We start from the raw sequence: 15,820 nt of genomic DNA on the forward strand, positions 1-15,820 counted from the left end.
TTCTATGAGCTTTGAGCAGCGATCTTAAGTTATGTAGTTTTTTGGAGGCTTTACTTTGATTACATTAATCAAATCATTACTGGTCAATATTACGATTTTATTTTCTTTCACTTATAACGCCAATGTTTTGTTTCCTTTTAAGGATACACAAAAATCCGCCTATAAACACAAGATCACTTATGGACTGGTTGCATCATTTGGCGCACTCTTATGTATGCTCTATCCAATTGAAACCCTTGGAGAGACTCACTTCGATCTGAGAATGATTGCGATATTGATTGTGACGATCTATGCCGGTTTACTATCCGGATCTATCGTCCTCTCTTGCGTCATCATATTCCGCTATATTATCGGTGGTCCTTACGTCGGCGTGGGGATTGCTGTTTCAGTGCTGGCATTTGTGATTGGTATCCTCTTCCGCAGCTTTCTATTGAAAACACAGTTTAAGTTAATAGTAAGTACGATAATCTTTATCATTCACGCCATTCTGTACATCATCATCATCAACATGTTCGTCCCGATATTGCATCTGCCATTTTATTTCATTTATTTTTCCGTTTTCTACTTTACATTTCTTGCGTTGGTATTCATTATTGAGCATTTGATCCGCACGAATAAACAAATAGAAGAGATGGTCTATATGGATAAACTGAATATGGTCGGACAGATGGCTGCATCGATAGCCCATGAGATACGCAACCCCCTTGCAACTGTGAGAGGATTTATACAGCATCTAAGCGAGGATTCAGAGGATGACCGATTAAAGAAATATTCTCCTCTCATCCTGAATGAACTGGATCGAACGAACAAAATCATTACAGATTATCTAAGTGTCGCAAAACCGAGCAGCTTTAAATTATCCAGGCTCAACCTTAATAATATTATTAGGGATTGTGTGGATTTGTTAAGGCCGTTTGCAGCGTATTCCAACACTTCGATCCATTTCGAAAAGGTCGGATCCCACTATATTAAGGGTGATGAGGATCATATGAAGCAAGCCATCATGAATGTGATTAAAAACGGTATTGAATCCATTGAAGACCGAGGCGAAATATCTATCAATCTCAAAGAAGATCCCTTTACACAATCCGTCATCATTATTATTTCAGATAATGGAAAAGGAATGACCGGAGATGAATTGAAGAAAATAGGTTTACCCTTTTATACTACTAAGACCAAAGGGACGGGACTCGGAAGTATGGTTACAAATAAGCTTATTCGTGAAATGGGTGGAATGATCGAATACGAAAGTGAATTAAATAGAGGAACAGTTGTCAAGATTCGACTGCCGGTTTAATCCCAAAAATAAACTTCTAAAGAGCAAGAGCCTCGGTTTTTCCCAGGCTCTTTTCTTATGGGCTGGTCTTCGCTTGATTCTACTGAACTATGATACACTTATATTATCAGGATTTTCCAATAATCTCATAGAAAGAAGGAATTATTTGGTGAGCAAAAGAGGCACGTTCCTATTTTTATTCTCTGTGATCATAGCATTCAGTATTTTCTCGATTCTAAACAAACCGACTGAAGAAGATTTTAAGAAGTGGCTCTATAATGAGCATCAAATCGACTGCAATGAAGACTGTTCCATCGTAGAATTGGAGAGTGTTCATGGGGACATAACCGAAAGAATAAAATATTCTGATGCAAGTGGGACATATTCTCCCGGTCTATTCACTCTCCGCATAAACAGACAGTATAAAAGTTTAAATGATCCTGAGCAAATGATCACGATCGATGTGATTGGATTTAATGGCAGATTCTATCCCCTGCATTCTGAGGAGGAGCTGTAAAAGGAAATCGACTAATTTACATAATCAAATTACAGTCAACCACACTCTCCACCTTTTCTATTTAAAACCAATAGGCCAGGACAAAAATGTTCAACCTAAATAAAAATCCGAACGAGGATTCGAATCCTGTTAAGGTTAACGAATCGTTCGGATTTTTATTGTATTAAAACCATATTGAGGGATTTTCCAGGTACCAGCAGTTGATAGGAGTGCAACGGAGACTTCTGGCTTGGGTATATAAAGTTATGCCCCGGCCTCATTAATTGCTCCTATTCCAGAAACCTTAATAAATCACCATACAAAATATCATCTGACATCCTTAATTCTTTACGTACCAATTCCTTAAATGGTTCGCATCTTGATTCACTGACTGATTTCTCGCTCTTCTTACTGTAACAAACATTGTCTTGAAAGATGTATTCCTTAGTAATGAAATCTCCATCTCTGAAAATGACTGGATGATTTTCATCACGGGTGAACAGACTGTGACCGAACGAAAGGGTATCCTTCGATCCAATTCCCAATAAATGAAGGACGGTGGCCCGAATATCAATCTCTCCTCCAATGGTTTCAATCGTTTTACCTTCTTGTCCGGGAACATGGATAATAAGGGGAACCTGCTGAAGCTTGGCATGATTCACTGGAGTATCCTTCTGACCTAGGAGCTCGAACACACCTTGTTCATATTTTTCGGAAATCCCGTAATGATCACCATAAAGGACCACAACCGTATCATCATACAACCCATTTGCTTTAAGATTCTCAAATAAAGCCTTAATCGCTTCATCCTCATATCGCACCGTTGTCACATACCGGTTCACAACATCTTCTCTCGTGTCCGCCTGTTCAATGAACTGATCTCCTTCTTCCAACAGAAAAGGGAAATGGTTTGTCAATGTGATAAGACGGGTATAGAATGGCTTGGGAATTTTCTCGAGAAGGGACGTCGTCTGTTCGAAAAAAGGAATGTCCTTTATACCGTAATTCACCGAATTTTCTTCCGTTACATTGTAATCTCTCTTGGAGAAATAACGATCGTACCCAAGAGCCTTATACATGTATTCACGGTTCCAGAATGTCCGGTCATTCCCGTGAAAAACCGCTGCAAAATAATCTTTCTTCTCTTTCAGGATATGAGGTAGGCTCCTGTATGTATTATCCGGTTTCCTTACAAAAGCTGATCCGCTTGATAAAGGGTATAATCCCGTATCAATCATAAATTCTGCATCTGATGTTTTCCCCTGTGCCGTCTGATCATAAATATTGCTGAAGTATAAACTGTCCTTTATCAATGAATTTAGAAACGGTGTAATTTCTTCTCCATTGACTTTTTGGTTGATAACAAAATTCTGAGTGGATTCCATACTGACTAAAATCAGGTTTTTCCCTTCAGCAACCCCAAATAAGTCAGAAGGTTTTTTCTTTGAGGATTTTGTGTATTGAATGGATGCCTCCGTGTCCGATTTACTTGCAAGAAGCTGTGACAATGGGTTCGTTGCTGCAATCCCGATATCGTAAAGGTGGTAATTAAATGGACCAACAGATTTCACCAGTTGCTCCCTGTCATATGACTCAGCAAATAAATATGGGGATTTTAGTAATCCAATTATTAAAGTAATCAATAATAAAAACATACTAAATCCTAAGTAGTTTAATTTCCATATTCGTGACAAATTGACGGATTCCGTCTTCTTTGTCTTGAGTATCCAGCCTGCTAATATGAGATCAGACAATAAGAGAACATCCCAGGGGCTCATCAATTCAAAGGTACTCGGGCCAATCCCCCCCACATTTTTAAACTGAAAAAGGATTGGGACTGTTATGAAATCCGAATAAAACCGGAAGTACAGAAGGTCCCCGTACAGGAGCCCGGTTGCAATCCCCATAATAAGAACAAGGAGAAATGGTTTCACCCTTTTAAAGAAGTAAAAGCTGAATCCGATCAGGAGCATTAACGATCCAACCGGATTGAAAACAATAAGTAATAAGTCCAGGAAAGATTCTATTTGAAGGTTAAAACCGATAAGCGATACAACGACGGTTTTTATCCATAGTGACAGTATTGCAACACCCAGCAATTGATTTTTTCTTAATCCAATAAGAAAATCTTTCACCCTACTCATTGCATTACCTTTGTATCAATCATTTTCTGAAATTCTTTGTTGATCATCGCCATTGCATTCAAAACCTTTCTTTCATTATGCGATCCCATTAGTGCTATCTGTACCCAATTTTTGTTGAGGAGATATCCACTTTCATAACTTAATAAGATACCATTCTTTTTACAGGCATCCCCGAATTGTCTACTACACTGTTCCCTATTTAGTTCAATCGTAATCACACCGGGTGAATACGATTCACCTTCTAGTATTGTTAACCCCCCTTCCTTTAATAACTGCCTAACTTTCTTTGATAGTTCGAGATTTTTTTCATAATCGACCACCCTCATCGCTTCCTTTAGAGCACTCAGAAGGTTGGATGAGTGAGTATATGGGACTCCTTTGTTCTCCGTATACATTCCCACATCCAGGTATCTTGGAATCGATTGATTTGGTTTCATTTCATCACGATGAAAAATAAGCGCCAGTCCGGGATAAGATCCGAGTGCCTTACCACTAACCGAGGTGGCAAGGTAAACATTTTTAAGATCAATCGGAACTGCCCCAACTGAACTGCACGCATCTATACAGAGCTCTACATTGTATTTATGGCAGAGTGAAAGCAGTTCCCCAATATCATATAAGTACCCTGTAGAAGTTTCACAATGAACCGTCCACAGCCATTTTATGCCCGGATCACATTGAAGGACAGCCTCTATTTCTTCTATTGTAATTATTTCATTCCATTCCTTTTCAATGGTTTGAAAAGATAAATCGAATCGTTTTCCGTGGTCCACCAACCTCGATCCAAATTCTCCATTCGCAAGAATCAGGCCGTTTCCAGCAGCACTTTTCAATTGGGCGGCCACCATGTCATTCGCAAGGGTACCGGTGCCCACTGCAACCTGTACATGATTCGCATGTGTCATTTCACATAAGTTCTTTCTTATTTCTTCCATTTCTTTCAGAAAAACGCTGCTCCTATGAGATAATGCGTCTGTCTTAAATGCATCTTCCACCTTTTTATGACGAGGTACGGGACCTGGGAGTAGTGAATATGGACGTTCTTCAAACGTCTTCCGAATCATTAAGCGCTGAAACGCTTTTGTCGAATTCTCAAAGCTTTCACGAGTCAGGTACATAGGCTGAAACCTCGCATGTTCATCACCAACAAGATTGGCAAACGGACGAAAGCCGATACGTTTATATAGTTTAAGTTGACGAACGGTACCTGAAATGAGTGCAGTCGTATATCCCATCTCTAAACAATATGATACCAGGCATTCACATAATTGATAAAATACCCTCGTACTTCTATACTCTTCTTTTACAGACAGTAGTCTGATTTCACATGGAACGGCATGTTGAGGTAAATACTTATCCAAGTCCTTCAGCTTTTGATCTAACGAGAAAGGGCGTTCTGACCGAACAGCGATCATTCCGACAACTTCAGTTTCAGCCTTTGCTATCACATATGTATTCTCATCATGAAACCTATCTTTAAGCTTGCGACTATCATTCTTTTGATGTTGAGGGATCTCCTCTACGAAAGTTTGATAATTTAAGGAATATATTTGTTGAAACTCATCTGGATCGCTAGCAATCTTATATTTAAGAGCCTGATTACTCATTATTGTACCTCCTATGTTTAAACTGAATGATGAAATGACCGATTGTGGAAAACAAGGACAGTCATGAATAGAAGCCCCAAGCCTGCTGATAATATGAATGAATCCTCAATCAGAAATGATGTGATCGGTATGGTCCCCATTGAAATGAAGCCCGCCATGGTGTACCTCCTGATGACTAGATATAAAACACCCATCATGATGGCGAAGATTCCGATACAGAGCGGGCAGAGAAATAAAGCTGAAGCCAAGTATGCTACAACCCCTTTTCCTCCATGAAATCCAAGTTGTACCGGAAACAAATGACCAATCAACACCAAAATCGAGCTTAAAACTAGATAGCCCTCTCCCTTTAGTAGGATGGAGGTGATAAGTAATGCCAGGATCACTTTACCTGCATCAATCAGGATTGTTAGTAAGAACCCCTTCTTACCTGTCACCCTTCCTGCATTAGTAGCTCCTACATTTCCGCTTCCAACCTCCCTGATATCTTTTCCACTGAGTATCCTCACTACATAATAAGCTCCTGTTATACTGCCCAGCATGTAAGAAATCACTAGGATCACACTTACTGTCAAGCTATGAATCATCTTCCATGCTCCCTGCTTTTTATATATGTTAATAGACGTTTGAATGAAGTGAAAAGTTTCATAAATTTACCTTTTTCCCTCTTCTTTTCTCCTTATTAAGAAAAAAGGGGCATAGAGAATGAGAAAAATAAAAAAGCTGATCGCTTCAAGAGAAATGAGGTACCATGGATATTCCCCCAAATAGTCGATCGGACTTGCATTGTTAGGTTTATGCATTAGAAACATGTAATTCGCGCCTACCAGTTTATTAACCGTATAAGCTACTATCGCAATTCCATTCAAAGCAAGGAATGCCCTGATCAAGGAACCGAATGTCAGACTGAATTTCTCTACCCAAACCATGTATAAACAAGCCAAACAAATCGTCAAATGTGCCAGGAAAAATTGAAAATACCTGAAGTGAGGAAATCCAAAAAACAACTCTGGAGTAAGAATGGCAATAAATGCACCTGACATACTTGCAAAGAAACTCACCTCAAAGATTCTATAGCTATTGGTTAATAACATGATCGTACAGAGATACAAGGATAGTGAACATAATTGGAAAGGAAGATTAATGGTAAAGTCCCAATGACCATTTATGAAATACCACGCCTGAAAAGAAACCTCACTCAAAATAAGTAAAACAACCAGCAACCACTTCAACAAACTTCCCTGAATTTGGTTTCTGCTTATGTATAACCCCATCATGCATCCCACAGAAACAACAATGGCCGCAATATGAGAAACCGAAAACAACTCAAACGGATACTCCCCATACCTGAAATTCAAAATCTCCCGAAACATACCCTCACCACCCCAACAAACTACCATCCATACTATATTCTCCCAACACCCCTTCATTTCCTTTAAGGGACGGACCTCATTTTCCAAGTTTCTATTCCTTATATACAGCCATTTTCCACCAATCTGACATGGACGGACCTCCCATCAGTGTCCTTCCATTAAATATTTTCATAAGAACACCTCCCAATAGAAAAGCAAAAAAAAATCCCATTCCAAAATTGAAATGGGATTCAAGACTATTGAACCTTCCGCAATGGGAGATTCTGATTTCTGTAGATGAAATCAAGGGCAAGCCGGTTGAATTCAGTCGGCCTTTCTACATTACAAACGTGCCCGCAATCTTCAAGATATACAATCACGGCAGAGGGATCCCCTTTTGTATCTTCATAAAGTGATTCAACGAAAAGATGATCTTCTTTCCCAGATATGTAGAGCTTTGGAATATGTGATGCCTTTTCCTGTACGGAGGCATAAGTTGCTTTAATATATGGTGTAAGTCTATACCACGCCAGAAAATCCTGCCGCTTCATTCTCTTCGCTTCCCGGATGAACAATTTCCTTGAAATACTATGATTGCTTCTTGGCATCATGACATAGGCAAATAATTTATATAACCACATGAACGGCATTATGTTCTTTACTGCATGACCAATCTGCAACAAGGTGTTTGAGAACAGTGTAAATCGAGTGATGCACCCTCCCAAAACAGCTGATTTAACACGATCGGAATTCTGCTGCATCAGATGGTGAATAACGACTGAGCCGAGGGATATCCCGATAAAATGGGCCCGTTCAATATTGATTTCATCTAGCACCTCCACGACTTCACGTACAATTAAATCAATCGTAAAAGGTTCATCAAAAGATTCAACCCCTGGTGATCTGCCATGACCAGGTAAGTGAATCGTCACTACATTGTAATTCTTCTTGAAGGTTTCCAATTGTTTGCAAAAGATCTTTGATGTTCCCCCTATTCCATGAAGGAATACCACATATTCTTTGCCGACTCCCTGATGTACGATGTATTCTAGCATCCATTTCTCCTTAAAAACAGCACAACCTACCAAAAGAATAGAATGAATCATGGAAATGAACCAAGGACCGTAGTATCGAAAATAACGGTTTTGACAAATCTGCACGATTCACCCAACACTTTTGAAGCCTTACCTTAATGTATCTTTATTCTATCCTACATAAAGGCTCTTTGTCATATAGAATCTATGGAAATTCTGAACTTTTTGTGATGTAAGGGAGTATATTAACAAAGTATTGGATTTCTTACATATTCAAAAGACTACCTTATAGTATAAAAAGCCGCTAAGCCCACAGAAAATTTATGTCTCACGAAGTTTTTCAATCTATTCTTCAAAACATCCACATTAAGCAACGTAAGGAGTGCTACTAAGAATACAAAAACCATTTTTGAATACATCATTCTCCTCCTTCTACTTTAATCATTTAGGCTGCCCCAACCATGCTCCTGGGGAGGTTTCTCCATCCAGCCCCTTTCCACTAATAATTTCAGACCATCCGAACCATATTTCATGATTTCAGTCACAAATAACGTGTAATGAACAGCCAGGTCCTTTCTAGTAGACATCGTAATCGCATGGCAGAGTGTCGAAAGGCCGACTGAATTTGACGAAGAGATAAAAAACAGCATCAATTTCTCTGAAAATGGAGCTATTGTGGAAGAAGTGATTTCCATTGAGACAGGATATGTTGGAAATGCATCGTCTTTCACAAGCACATTATTGAACGTCGTAATCTGCCTTTCACTCAGCTTCTTTCCTTTTTTTAAATATTCTTTGACTTCTTTGTCTTTAGATGTTTGTATAAATCCTCTTAAAAGGATGATTCCTATGCAATTACGTTCAATCACAAAGAATAGCTCACTCAGTTCGAGTGCATTGAGAGGCCTCCGTTCCCCCAACCAGCTTTCCATTAAAGAAGGCTGATGGGAAATATACTCAATGGATTGAGGATAATTCATTTTGGGTGGACGGTCATAGATCCCCTTTTCTAACATTAATTGAAGAGATTGTTTATACAGAGATAGAGATTTCTTTAGGCATATTTCAAAAAATTCGTATATATCATTACGGGCGACAGCTCCGACAATCGTTGTGAAGTGACTGCTCGTAACCTGGCCCCCCCTATATACAAAACTTAAAGCAAATAGGTCTGAATACAGAGGGGGGGCAGATATATCGACATCTTTTTCTGTGAAGCCGTCGGGAATCGGAAAGCCTTCAGATAAAAAGATACTCCTGATTTTTTCCATCGTTTCTAAATTGATTCTCAAATTTTCCTCTACCAAGGTTTTAATTCCCTCGTCTTTCAGGTATGTAAGAAAATGAGTATAGAAGCAATTTGTCGCCGAGCACTTAATATACGTCGTCCATAAACCGGAGATTTCTGCAGTAGTCATTCTGATGTCTTGGTCCCCAATCTTAAGACTCCTTTTCTTTTTTTTAGCTGTTTTCGCAAAGATTGTTGCTATTCGCATACAAACTAAGATTTACGATACTCTGTCATTTAAGTTGTGGTGCAGGAGGGTGAAGGGAACTGCTCCGCTTTCCACGGACGTTCGGCCGAGCCTCCTCAGCACAAATCGCTTCCGGGGTCTCGGCACGCCCGTTTTCCGTAGGAGTCTACGCAGTTCCCTTCACCCTCTAGAGTAGTATGTGTTGACAGAGCAAATGGTTTGTGACCATCAGTTTAAAAAGAGTAAGGGACTATGAAATAAAATCAGTCACTGCAACGAATGAAAGAGCAGTGGCATACGCGATCTCCACCTTTCCTTTGTGATCGTCAAACTTTTCGTCAGTTGATTGTAGCTGGACAGGTGAGACCCCGCATGGCGAAGCCCGAGGAGGCTCACCGCCAGCCCCGCGGAAAGCGAGCACCACTCGCTGCAATCAACCGCCACTCGCTACATCCAAAAGCAACAATGTTTACGAAAACAGCCTTTTCTTTAGTGTTTTCCTTATGTTGTAAATTATTCTGCATTCTTTTGACATGCGTCTATCGTCTCAGCTGTCATATTCCATTAATGAATTGTTCACAACAACTTTGCAAACATGAGGATTTCCTTTCACATTCATTTTATATCCTTGTTATGAGCTTATATCAGAAGGGAGAATGTAAAATGAATACACTCGTAAAAAAGGTTTGTTTAACCGCGGCCATAATAGGGGTAGGTGCCTCTTCCGTTCAGCCTGCACTTGCGGATACAAGGCATCCCTCTATGAATGACAACAAAATATTGAACATAGCGCATAGAGGAGGTTCGGGCTATGCTCCAGAGCATACTCTTCCATCGTATGAAATGGGTGAGGAAATGGGCGGAGACTACATAGAGCTAGACCTCCAAATGACAAAAGACGGTGAATTGATTGCGATGCATGATGAAACACTCGACCGTACAACGGATGGAACCGGACTGGTAAAAGATTATACCTTGAAGGAGATTAAAGAATTGGATGCCGGTTCCTGGTTCAATGACATATATCCTGAAAAAGCTAAGTCAGAATATGACGGGCTAAAGGTACAAACACTCGAAGAAATCATTCAACATTTCGGAAAAGACAAGCACTACTATATTGAAACAAAATCACCTGAAGTATATCCGGGTATGGAGGAAAAATTGCTGGAATTATTAGATGAGTACAACCTGACAAGGCAAAATGGCCCTTCAAGTAAAGTGATCATTCAGTCTTTCAGTGAGGCTAGCCTCCAAAAAATCCATGAAATGAATGAGGACATCCCCCTTGTTCAGTTAATTGATTATAAGACCAATGCTACCATCACAAACGCACAGCTAGACCATTATGAGGAATATGCAGTGGGGCTAGGAATGAGCTTCAAGAAAATCGATGAAGAATATGTAGATAAAGTCCGAGCTCATGACCTTATGATCCACCCTTATACTGTTTTAGAAAAAGAAGATATGAGAAGGTTGATTGAATGGGGTGTGACCGGAATGTTCACCAACTATCCCGATCGACTCCAGGAAGTATTAAAAGAAATGAAAAAGAAATAATTCCTATTGAAAAGAGCTGCCTTAAACGGCAGCTCTCTCTTTATGATCTTTGCTTATATTCATATTTAACGAAAAGCGGAAGAATAAGTGAGATGATAAACGCCATTAACACGAGAAGGCCGAATGTCACCGGTTTTGATAATCCCTGCTGTGGTGCAACCAGTAATCCAAATACCACGGCCGGTACCAAAATGAGAAAGGACACAATGAATTTTGAAACAAAATTGATGGTATGCCTTTTACCACATTGGCTGCATTCAATTGGCCTGTAAGACCTCCAAATCGAGAATAATAAGTCCTTCCACTCAAATTGATTGTTGCATATATTACACTTCTGCAAAGCACTTCCCCCTAGGTGTGAAGACTCTTTTTCTCTAGTTTATCATTTTCAGGATAAGACGAATAGATAAAATTAGAGGTCCGTCCCTCTAAATCTTAAAAAGATAAAATTTCTTGCAGGGATTTCCCGGGTTTTTCCGAATATTGTACTATAACACTTATACATAAGGGGTAACTTCATTGATACAATCATTTAAATTAACTGTTGAAACGTTAGGTCAAAAAATGCCCGTATATATTTTTCGAGTGGATGATGTTCTGGTGGATACTGGACCGTACAGTATGAGAAATGAAGTTCGCTCGATTGTAAAAGAGCTTCCAATCAACAGGGTCATTCATACACATCATCATGAGGACCATACGGGCAATAGTGCCTGGATTGAAAGATTTTATTCTTTGCCTCAATGGATTCATCCGTTAGGAGTGAAAAAATGCAATCAGAGGACCAATCTTCCATTCTATCGATCCTTATTCTGGCATAACCGTGCACCATTTCATCCGGAAGGAATACAACAAGATGTGATTGAGACCGAAAACCATTTCTTCCAAATTGTCCATACGCCCGGACACGCAGAAGATCATATTGTACTCATTGATGAAGAAAAAGGTATTTGCTTTTCGGGGGATTTGTATTTATTCCATTCACCGACTTCTAATTTTTCATTTGAATCCGTCCCGGAATTGATCCGATCCATCAACAAGACCCTGTCCTACTCTTTTCAAGAAGTATATTGCTCTCATCAAGGACACCTTAAACACGGTAGAAAATTGCTGGAGAAGAAAAGAGATTATCTTCTGGATCTTCAAGATTCCGTCACTAAAGCATACTTGGAAGGAAAATCAGCTAAGGAAATTCGAAAACAACTTTTCCCTAGAAACAAACTATTTCAGTACATCTCATTCTTTGAAAACTCCCCCGCACATACGATCAAGTCCATCATCAAAGAAATATCCTAAAAAAAGGTCCGCCCTTTGCATTTGAGGGACGGACCTTCCATTTAATAATTCCCAAGACGTGTAAGTCTTCCTTTAATATCAAGGTTGATCATGACGTCCACTATTCTTGTTGCGACATATTGACATGCAATGGCATATAAAATGATGGTAAAATCGATGATAAAACCAGTCAGAAGCAGGACACTTCCATTAATAATGAATAACATTTTCCCAGGGGCATACCCATTCAGCTTAGAAATGATAAGAGCTAATATGTCCATTCCACCAGAAGACGCCCCCATTCTGAAAAGAATCCCGACCCCGAACCCAAAAAGGATGCTTCCAATCAGAAGATCCACGAGTACAAAAGAAACAGTCCCTGTGATTAGTGAACCTGACACGTCAACTACCCCGGATGTGATGGTAACGCAATACATGGTCCACAGGGCACTTTGCTTCCCGAGCCATTTCACCGCTGCCCCCAATAAACATGCATTCAGCACCCACAGGGTAACGGCAAAAGGAATATGGAATACGTAATTAAATAAAACACTCAGACTTGCCGCCCCACCCGATGGGATGAAGTGAGGGAATAAAAACACAGCCATGGCCAATCCTTGTATACATGATGCCAATCCTAATATAGCAGCTTTTTTCAAAATCCCCATATGTATTTTGCACCCTATTCTGTAAAGGACTCTAATCAATAGTCTAGTAGCTATTGATAAAGTCCGCAACATCCATTACTCATAATACCCAAGTCCTTCTATTTATCCGGTAGACTCATTCTATCTGCCATCTTCCTTTCATGTTCAATCAACCATTTTTTCCTGGTGAGGCCTCCTGCATATCCTGCCAGATCCCCGTTCGCCCTTATTACTCTGTGGCAAGGAATGATGATGGCAAGCTGATTACAACCATTGGCCCTTGCCACTGCACGAACAGCAGATGGATGATTAATCTTTTTCGCCAATTCTGTATAAGACCATGTTTCACCAACTGGAATTTTCCTCAGTTGATCCCAAACGCCCTTTTGAAATGGTGAGCCTTGTATAAAGAGAGGGGTTTTAAATTCTGACAGATCACCATTGAAATAAGCTGTCAGCTCCTCTTCAATCAATTGAAGGGGCTCGGTGGTCCCGGGAATGATTGCCGCCTTACTTTTCTCCCTTAACCTCTCCACTTCCCGCTCAAGCCCCCGTCTGTCAACAAACTCTAATAAATATAGAGCTTTTTCATCAGAAACCCCAATCATCGGTCCCAGTTTTGTATCGATCCATGCTGCATGAAACACAGTGTGAGCCCTTGAAGAGGCTGGAGGTGTTCCCATTATCCTTGAAAAGGCATCCCGGAAGCCGCTTCCTGATTCATACCCTGTTGCAATCTGGGCATCAATGACCTGGGAACCTGACCTGATTTCCCTCATCGCAAGCCCCATTCTCCTTGCTCTGGCGTATTCAACAAATGTCATTCCAAACCTCTTCTTAAATTGACGGCGTGCGGTGGACGAATCTATGGATAACTCATTGAAATCCTTATCCTTCCAACGCTTCTCCGGATTACCCTCTACAGCCTCTACTAATATCTTCACCACTTCAGAAACACTATCCGGGTGGGATAAAGGTTTACACCTCTTGCAGGGGCGAAATGACGCAAGCATTGCTTGTTCTGCCGTCTCAAAGAATTCGCAGTTTTCGAACTTCGGTTTTCTGGCAGGACAAGCCGGTCTGCAAAAAACACCGGTCGTCTTTACTCCCACATAAAATACACCCTCATATTCCGTCTTTTTTTCCAACAATGCCTGATAGTACTCCTTTTTTACCTTTAACGATATCATCTTCATTCCCTCCTTATCCCTCTCATAATTTTATTATAATATACTCAATTAAAGATGCCGCCGAAAATCAGGCATCGTAATTTGAAAAGAGATGCCCCTGAATTTATCCTCGACATATTGAAGGAAATCCCCCCGAAAAACAGAAAATATATAAATAGAAACAAATTAAAAGCAAAAGGAGTTCTCCATATGACCCTCTCTACCCAGCAATGGAAAAATGCGAGAGCATATATTAAGCTTTACGCCAGACCTCTCGAACAAAAGTTATACTGCTTTTACTTCGAGGACGGAAGTATGGATGATGTCATCCAGGAGTTATCTTCCTTTCAAAATGAAGATGGAGGTTTCGGTCAAGCCATCGAACCTGACTTTCGGTTGAAAGGTTCCTCTCCACTCGCTACAACCATAGGTTTACAAATTGCGAAGAACTTAGCACTCCCTGCCAATCATCCCATGATCAAAAGGGCAATGGATTACCTAAATAACACTTATAGCGAGGAACTACAAGGATGGAATGCCGTTTCGGAAACGGTCAATACAGTGCCGCATGCTCCCTGGTGGCACTTCGATCATCATAAGGGACATTGCGGGGTACAAGCCACCTGGGCGAACCCCAATGCAGAAATCGTAGGCTATTTCCATAAGTATTTCCCACTGCATCCTCGCCTGACGGAATGGACGGATAAAGCCCTCCAGGAACTTAGTGATCTATCCATCCCCCTCGAAATGCATGATTTTCTCTGTTATCAGAGGCTATCACAAGAGCTGAGTGGGGAAAAGAAAAAAAATGTGCTGGCATTCCTCATATCCAACGTAAGGAATACAGTCTGCACCGATCCTTCAAAGTGGGATCAATATGTAGCAAAACCACTGCAGATTGCGGGCGACCCATCCTCTCCGTTTTATGAGTCACTTAAAGAAGAAATACAAATGCAGTTGAATTGGGAATCAGAAAACCAGTGTCCAGAAGGGTATTGGCAACCCAAATGGTCCTGGTTCGGGCAATATGAGGATGAATGGAAAGTTGCGGAAACTGAGTGGCGGGGAATTCTGACCCTTAACATGTTAAGGATATTCCGGGCATATCGGCTGATTCCCACTCCCTAAATGATCATAAATAAACTCCGGCGACATTTGTCACCGGAGTTTCAACCATCATTGAAAGTTTTCCTCAAACCATCGCTTCGCCTCTTCCACTTCCTCCCGACGAAGCTCATGGCCTCCATCTGTCCAAAACTCAGTAACAGATGAATGGGCATTCTTTAGATTCTTCACAAGTTCTTCAGTCTCGGCCATTGGTATAAGAGGATCACGCTTCCCTGCACCGATGAAGACGGGAACACCATTTAATTCAGGCAGATCTACACCCCTCCGTGGGACCATGGCATGAAACAGGATACCTCCCTTTAAAGATTTATTTATATGATACATCAAGCTGGCTGCGATGTTTGCACCATTCGAATACCCCAAAGCTACGACATTGTCACGATCAAATCCATAATCAACTGCGCTCTCATCAATGAATTCTTTCAATTCGCGCGTACGGAAGAGCAAATCTTCCTCATCGAATACACCTTCTCGTAAGCGGGCAAAAAAACGGGCCATGCCATTTTCATCCACGTTTCCTTTTACACTTAATACGGAAGCTTCAGGTGCTATCATTGCGGCAAGGGGAAGTAAATCACGTTCATCCCCACCTGTTCCATGAAGCAATAAGAGTGTAGGCAGTTTTTTGTTTCCCTGCTTGTATAGATGTTTCAAGTTCTT

16 protein-coding genes are annotated in these 15,820 nt (G+C 40.6%); 5 read left to right on the forward strand and 11 right to left on the reverse strand.

The features are described from left to right. Nucleotides 1-55: 55 nt before the first annotated feature. A complete protein-coding gene (locus tag SLH55_RS09130) occupies nt 56-1,297 on the forward strand; it encodes an ATP-binding protein (RefSeq protein ID WP_219168734.1) in 1,242 nt (413 codons plus the stop codon). A gap of 148 nt (nt 1,298-1,445) precedes the next feature. Then, nucleotides 1,446-1,793, forward strand: a complete 348-nt coding sequence (locus SLH55_RS09135; RefSeq protein WP_219168735.1) for a hypothetical protein — start codon at nt 1,446-1,448, stop codon at nt 1,791-1,793. Between the two features lie 269 nt (nt 1,794-2,062). Here the strand turns inward: SLH55_RS09135 and SLH55_RS09140 are convergent, their stop codons facing one another. The 7 genes from SLH55_RS09140 to SLH55_RS09170 all read right to left on the reverse strand — a co-directional run bounded on the left by SLH55_RS09140 (nt 2,063) and on the right by SLH55_RS09170 (nt 9,817). Continuing rightward, nucleotides 2,063-3,916: an LTA synthase family protein gene (locus SLH55_RS09140; protein WP_219168736.1), complete on the reverse strand. Its 1,854-nt coding sequence runs from the start codon at nt 3,914-3,916 to the stop codon at nt 2,063-2,065. Beyond that, complete coding sequence (locus SLH55_RS09145; RefSeq protein ID WP_219168737.1) at nt 3,913-5,523, reverse strand: aminotransferase class V-fold PLP-dependent enzyme; 1,611 nt, start codon at nt 5,521-5,523, stop codon at nt 3,913-3,915. Before SLH55_RS09145 ends, SLH55_RS09140 begins: the two co-directional genes overlap by 4 nt. A 17-nt stretch (nt 5,524-5,540) precedes the next feature. Beyond that, a complete protein-coding gene (locus SLH55_RS09150; protein WP_320323262.1) occupies nt 5,541-6,110 on the reverse strand; it encodes a glycerol-3-phosphate acyltransferase in 570 nt (189 codons plus the stop codon). 66 nt (nt 6,111-6,176) lie between these two features. Then, on the reverse strand, nt 6,177-6,896 hold the full coding sequence (locus SLH55_RS09155; RefSeq protein WP_320323263.1) for a TIGR02206 family membrane protein: 720 nt from the start codon (nt 6,894-6,896) through the stop codon (nt 6,177-6,179). 236 nt (nt 6,897-7,132) lie between these two features. After that, on the reverse strand, nt 7,133-7,930 hold the full coding sequence (locus tag SLH55_RS09160) for an alpha/beta hydrolase (protein WP_320323264.1): 798 nt from the start codon (nt 7,928-7,930) through the stop codon (nt 7,133-7,135). Between the two features lie 416 nt (nt 7,931-8,346). Continuing rightward, on the reverse strand, nt 8,347-9,405 hold the full coding sequence (locus tag SLH55_RS09165; protein ID WP_320323265.1) for a DUF3231 family protein: 1,059 nt from the start codon (nt 9,403-9,405) through the stop codon (nt 8,347-8,349). A 229-nt stretch (nt 9,406-9,634) separates the two neighbouring features. After that, complete coding sequence (locus SLH55_RS09170) at nt 9,635-9,817, reverse strand: hypothetical protein (RefSeq protein WP_320323266.1); 183 nt, start codon at nt 9,815-9,817, stop codon at nt 9,635-9,637. A gap of 230 nt (nt 9,818-10,047) precedes the next feature. Here SLH55_RS09170 and SLH55_RS09175 point away from each other — a divergent pair, with 230 nt between their 5' ends. Beyond that, nucleotides 10,048-10,941 (forward strand): glycerophosphodiester phosphodiesterase, encoded by an 894-nt coding sequence (locus SLH55_RS09175; RefSeq protein WP_320323267.1) that lies wholly within the window; start codon nt 10,048-10,050, stop codon nt 10,939-10,941. A gap of 40 nt (nt 10,942-10,981) precedes the next feature. Here the strand turns inward: SLH55_RS09175 and SLH55_RS09180 are convergent, their stop codons facing one another. Next, the gene (locus SLH55_RS09180) at nt 10,982-11,281 is read right to left on the reverse strand and encodes a TIGR04104 family putative zinc finger protein (RefSeq protein ID WP_219165631.1); all 300 of its coding nucleotides are present in this window, start codon (nt 11,279-11,281) and stop codon (nt 10,982-10,984) included. A gap of 179 nt (nt 11,282-11,460) precedes the next feature. Between SLH55_RS09180 and SLH55_RS09185 the strand changes: the two genes are divergently transcribed. Further along, a complete protein-coding gene (locus SLH55_RS09185; protein ID WP_320323268.1) occupies nt 11,461-12,237 on the forward strand; it encodes an MBL fold metallo-hydrolase in 777 nt (258 codons plus the stop codon). Nucleotides 12,238-12,278: 41 nt separating this feature from the next. On the opposite strand, the gene SLH55_RS09190 is transcribed toward SLH55_RS09185, so the two are convergent. Together SLH55_RS09190 and SLH55_RS09195 are read right to left on the reverse strand one after the other, a co-directional pair. Next, complete coding sequence (locus SLH55_RS09190) at nt 12,279-12,884, reverse strand: YitT family protein (RefSeq protein WP_320323269.1); 606 nt, start codon at nt 12,882-12,884, stop codon at nt 12,279-12,281. A gap of 98 nt (nt 12,885-12,982) precedes the next feature. Continuing rightward, nucleotides 12,983-14,053 carry a trifunctional transcriptional activator/DNA repair protein Ada/methylated-DNA--[protein]-cysteine S-methyltransferase gene (locus SLH55_RS09195; protein ID WP_320323270.1) on the reverse strand — a complete coding sequence of 357 codons (1,071 nt, stop codon included), beginning with the start codon at nt 14,051-14,053 and terminating at the stop codon, nt 12,983-12,985. Between the two features lie 189 nt (nt 14,054-14,242). On the opposite strand from SLH55_RS09195, the gene SLH55_RS09200 reads away from it, so the two are divergent. Beyond that, nucleotides 14,243-15,160: a hypothetical protein gene (locus tag SLH55_RS09200; RefSeq protein WP_320323271.1), complete on the forward strand. Its 918-nt coding sequence runs from the start codon at nt 14,243-14,245 to the stop codon at nt 15,158-15,160. A gap of 48 nt (nt 15,161-15,208) precedes the next feature. Here the strand turns inward: SLH55_RS09200 and SLH55_RS09205 are convergent, their stop codons facing one another. Continuing rightward, complete coding sequence (locus tag SLH55_RS09205; protein WP_219165636.1) at nt 15,209-15,814, reverse strand: alpha/beta hydrolase; 606 nt, start codon at nt 15,812-15,814, stop codon at nt 15,209-15,211. Between the last annotated feature and the right edge of the window lie 6 nt (nt 15,815-15,820).

Source organism: Rossellomorea sp. YZS02 (genome assembly GCF_033963925.1).
In the GTDB taxonomy this organism is placed as follows: Bacteria; Bacillota; Bacilli; order Bacillales; family Bacillaceae_B; genus Rossellomorea.

What these genes read in the sequence shown, in the direction of transcription:
- SLH55_RS09140 (WP_219168736.1), bottom strand. Translation starts at nt 3,916, where the DNA reads ATGAGTAGGGTGAAAGATTTTCTTATTGGATTAAGAAAAAATCAATTG.
- SLH55_RS09145 (WP_219168737.1), bottom strand. Translation starts at nt 5,523, where the DNA reads ATGAGTAATCAGGCTCTTAAATATAAGATTGCTAGCGATCCAGATGAG.
- SLH55_RS09150 (WP_320323262.1), bottom strand. Translation starts at nt 6,110, where the DNA reads ATGATTCATAGCTTGACAGTAAGTGTGATCCTAGTGATTTCTTACATG.
- SLH55_RS09155 (WP_320323263.1), bottom strand. Translation starts at nt 6,896, where the DNA reads ATGTTTCGGGAGATTTTGAATTTCAGGTATGGGGAGTATCCGTTTGAG.
- SLH55_RS09160 (WP_320323264.1), bottom strand. Translation starts at nt 7,930, where the DNA reads ATGCTAGAATACATCGTACATCAGGGAGTCGGCAAAGAATATGTGGTA.
- SLH55_RS09165 (WP_320323265.1), bottom strand. Translation starts at nt 9,405, where the DNA reads ATGCGAATAGCAACAATCTTTGCGAAAACAGCTAAAAAAAAGAAAAGG.
- SLH55_RS09175 (WP_320323267.1), top strand. Translation starts at nt 10,048, where the DNA reads ATGAATACACTCGTAAAAAAGGTTTGTTTAACCGCGGCCATAATAGGG.
- SLH55_RS09190 (WP_320323269.1), bottom strand. Translation starts at nt 12,884, where the DNA reads ATGGGGATTTTGAAAAAAGCTGCTATATTAGGATTGGCATCATGTATA.
- SLH55_RS09195 (WP_320323270.1), bottom strand. Translation starts at nt 14,053, where the DNA reads ATGATATCGTTAAAGGTAAAAAAGGAGTACTATCAGGCATTGTTGGAA.
- SLH55_RS09200 (WP_320323271.1), top strand. Translation starts at nt 14,243, where the DNA reads ATGACCCTCTCTACCCAGCAATGGAAAAATGCGAGAGCATATATTAAG.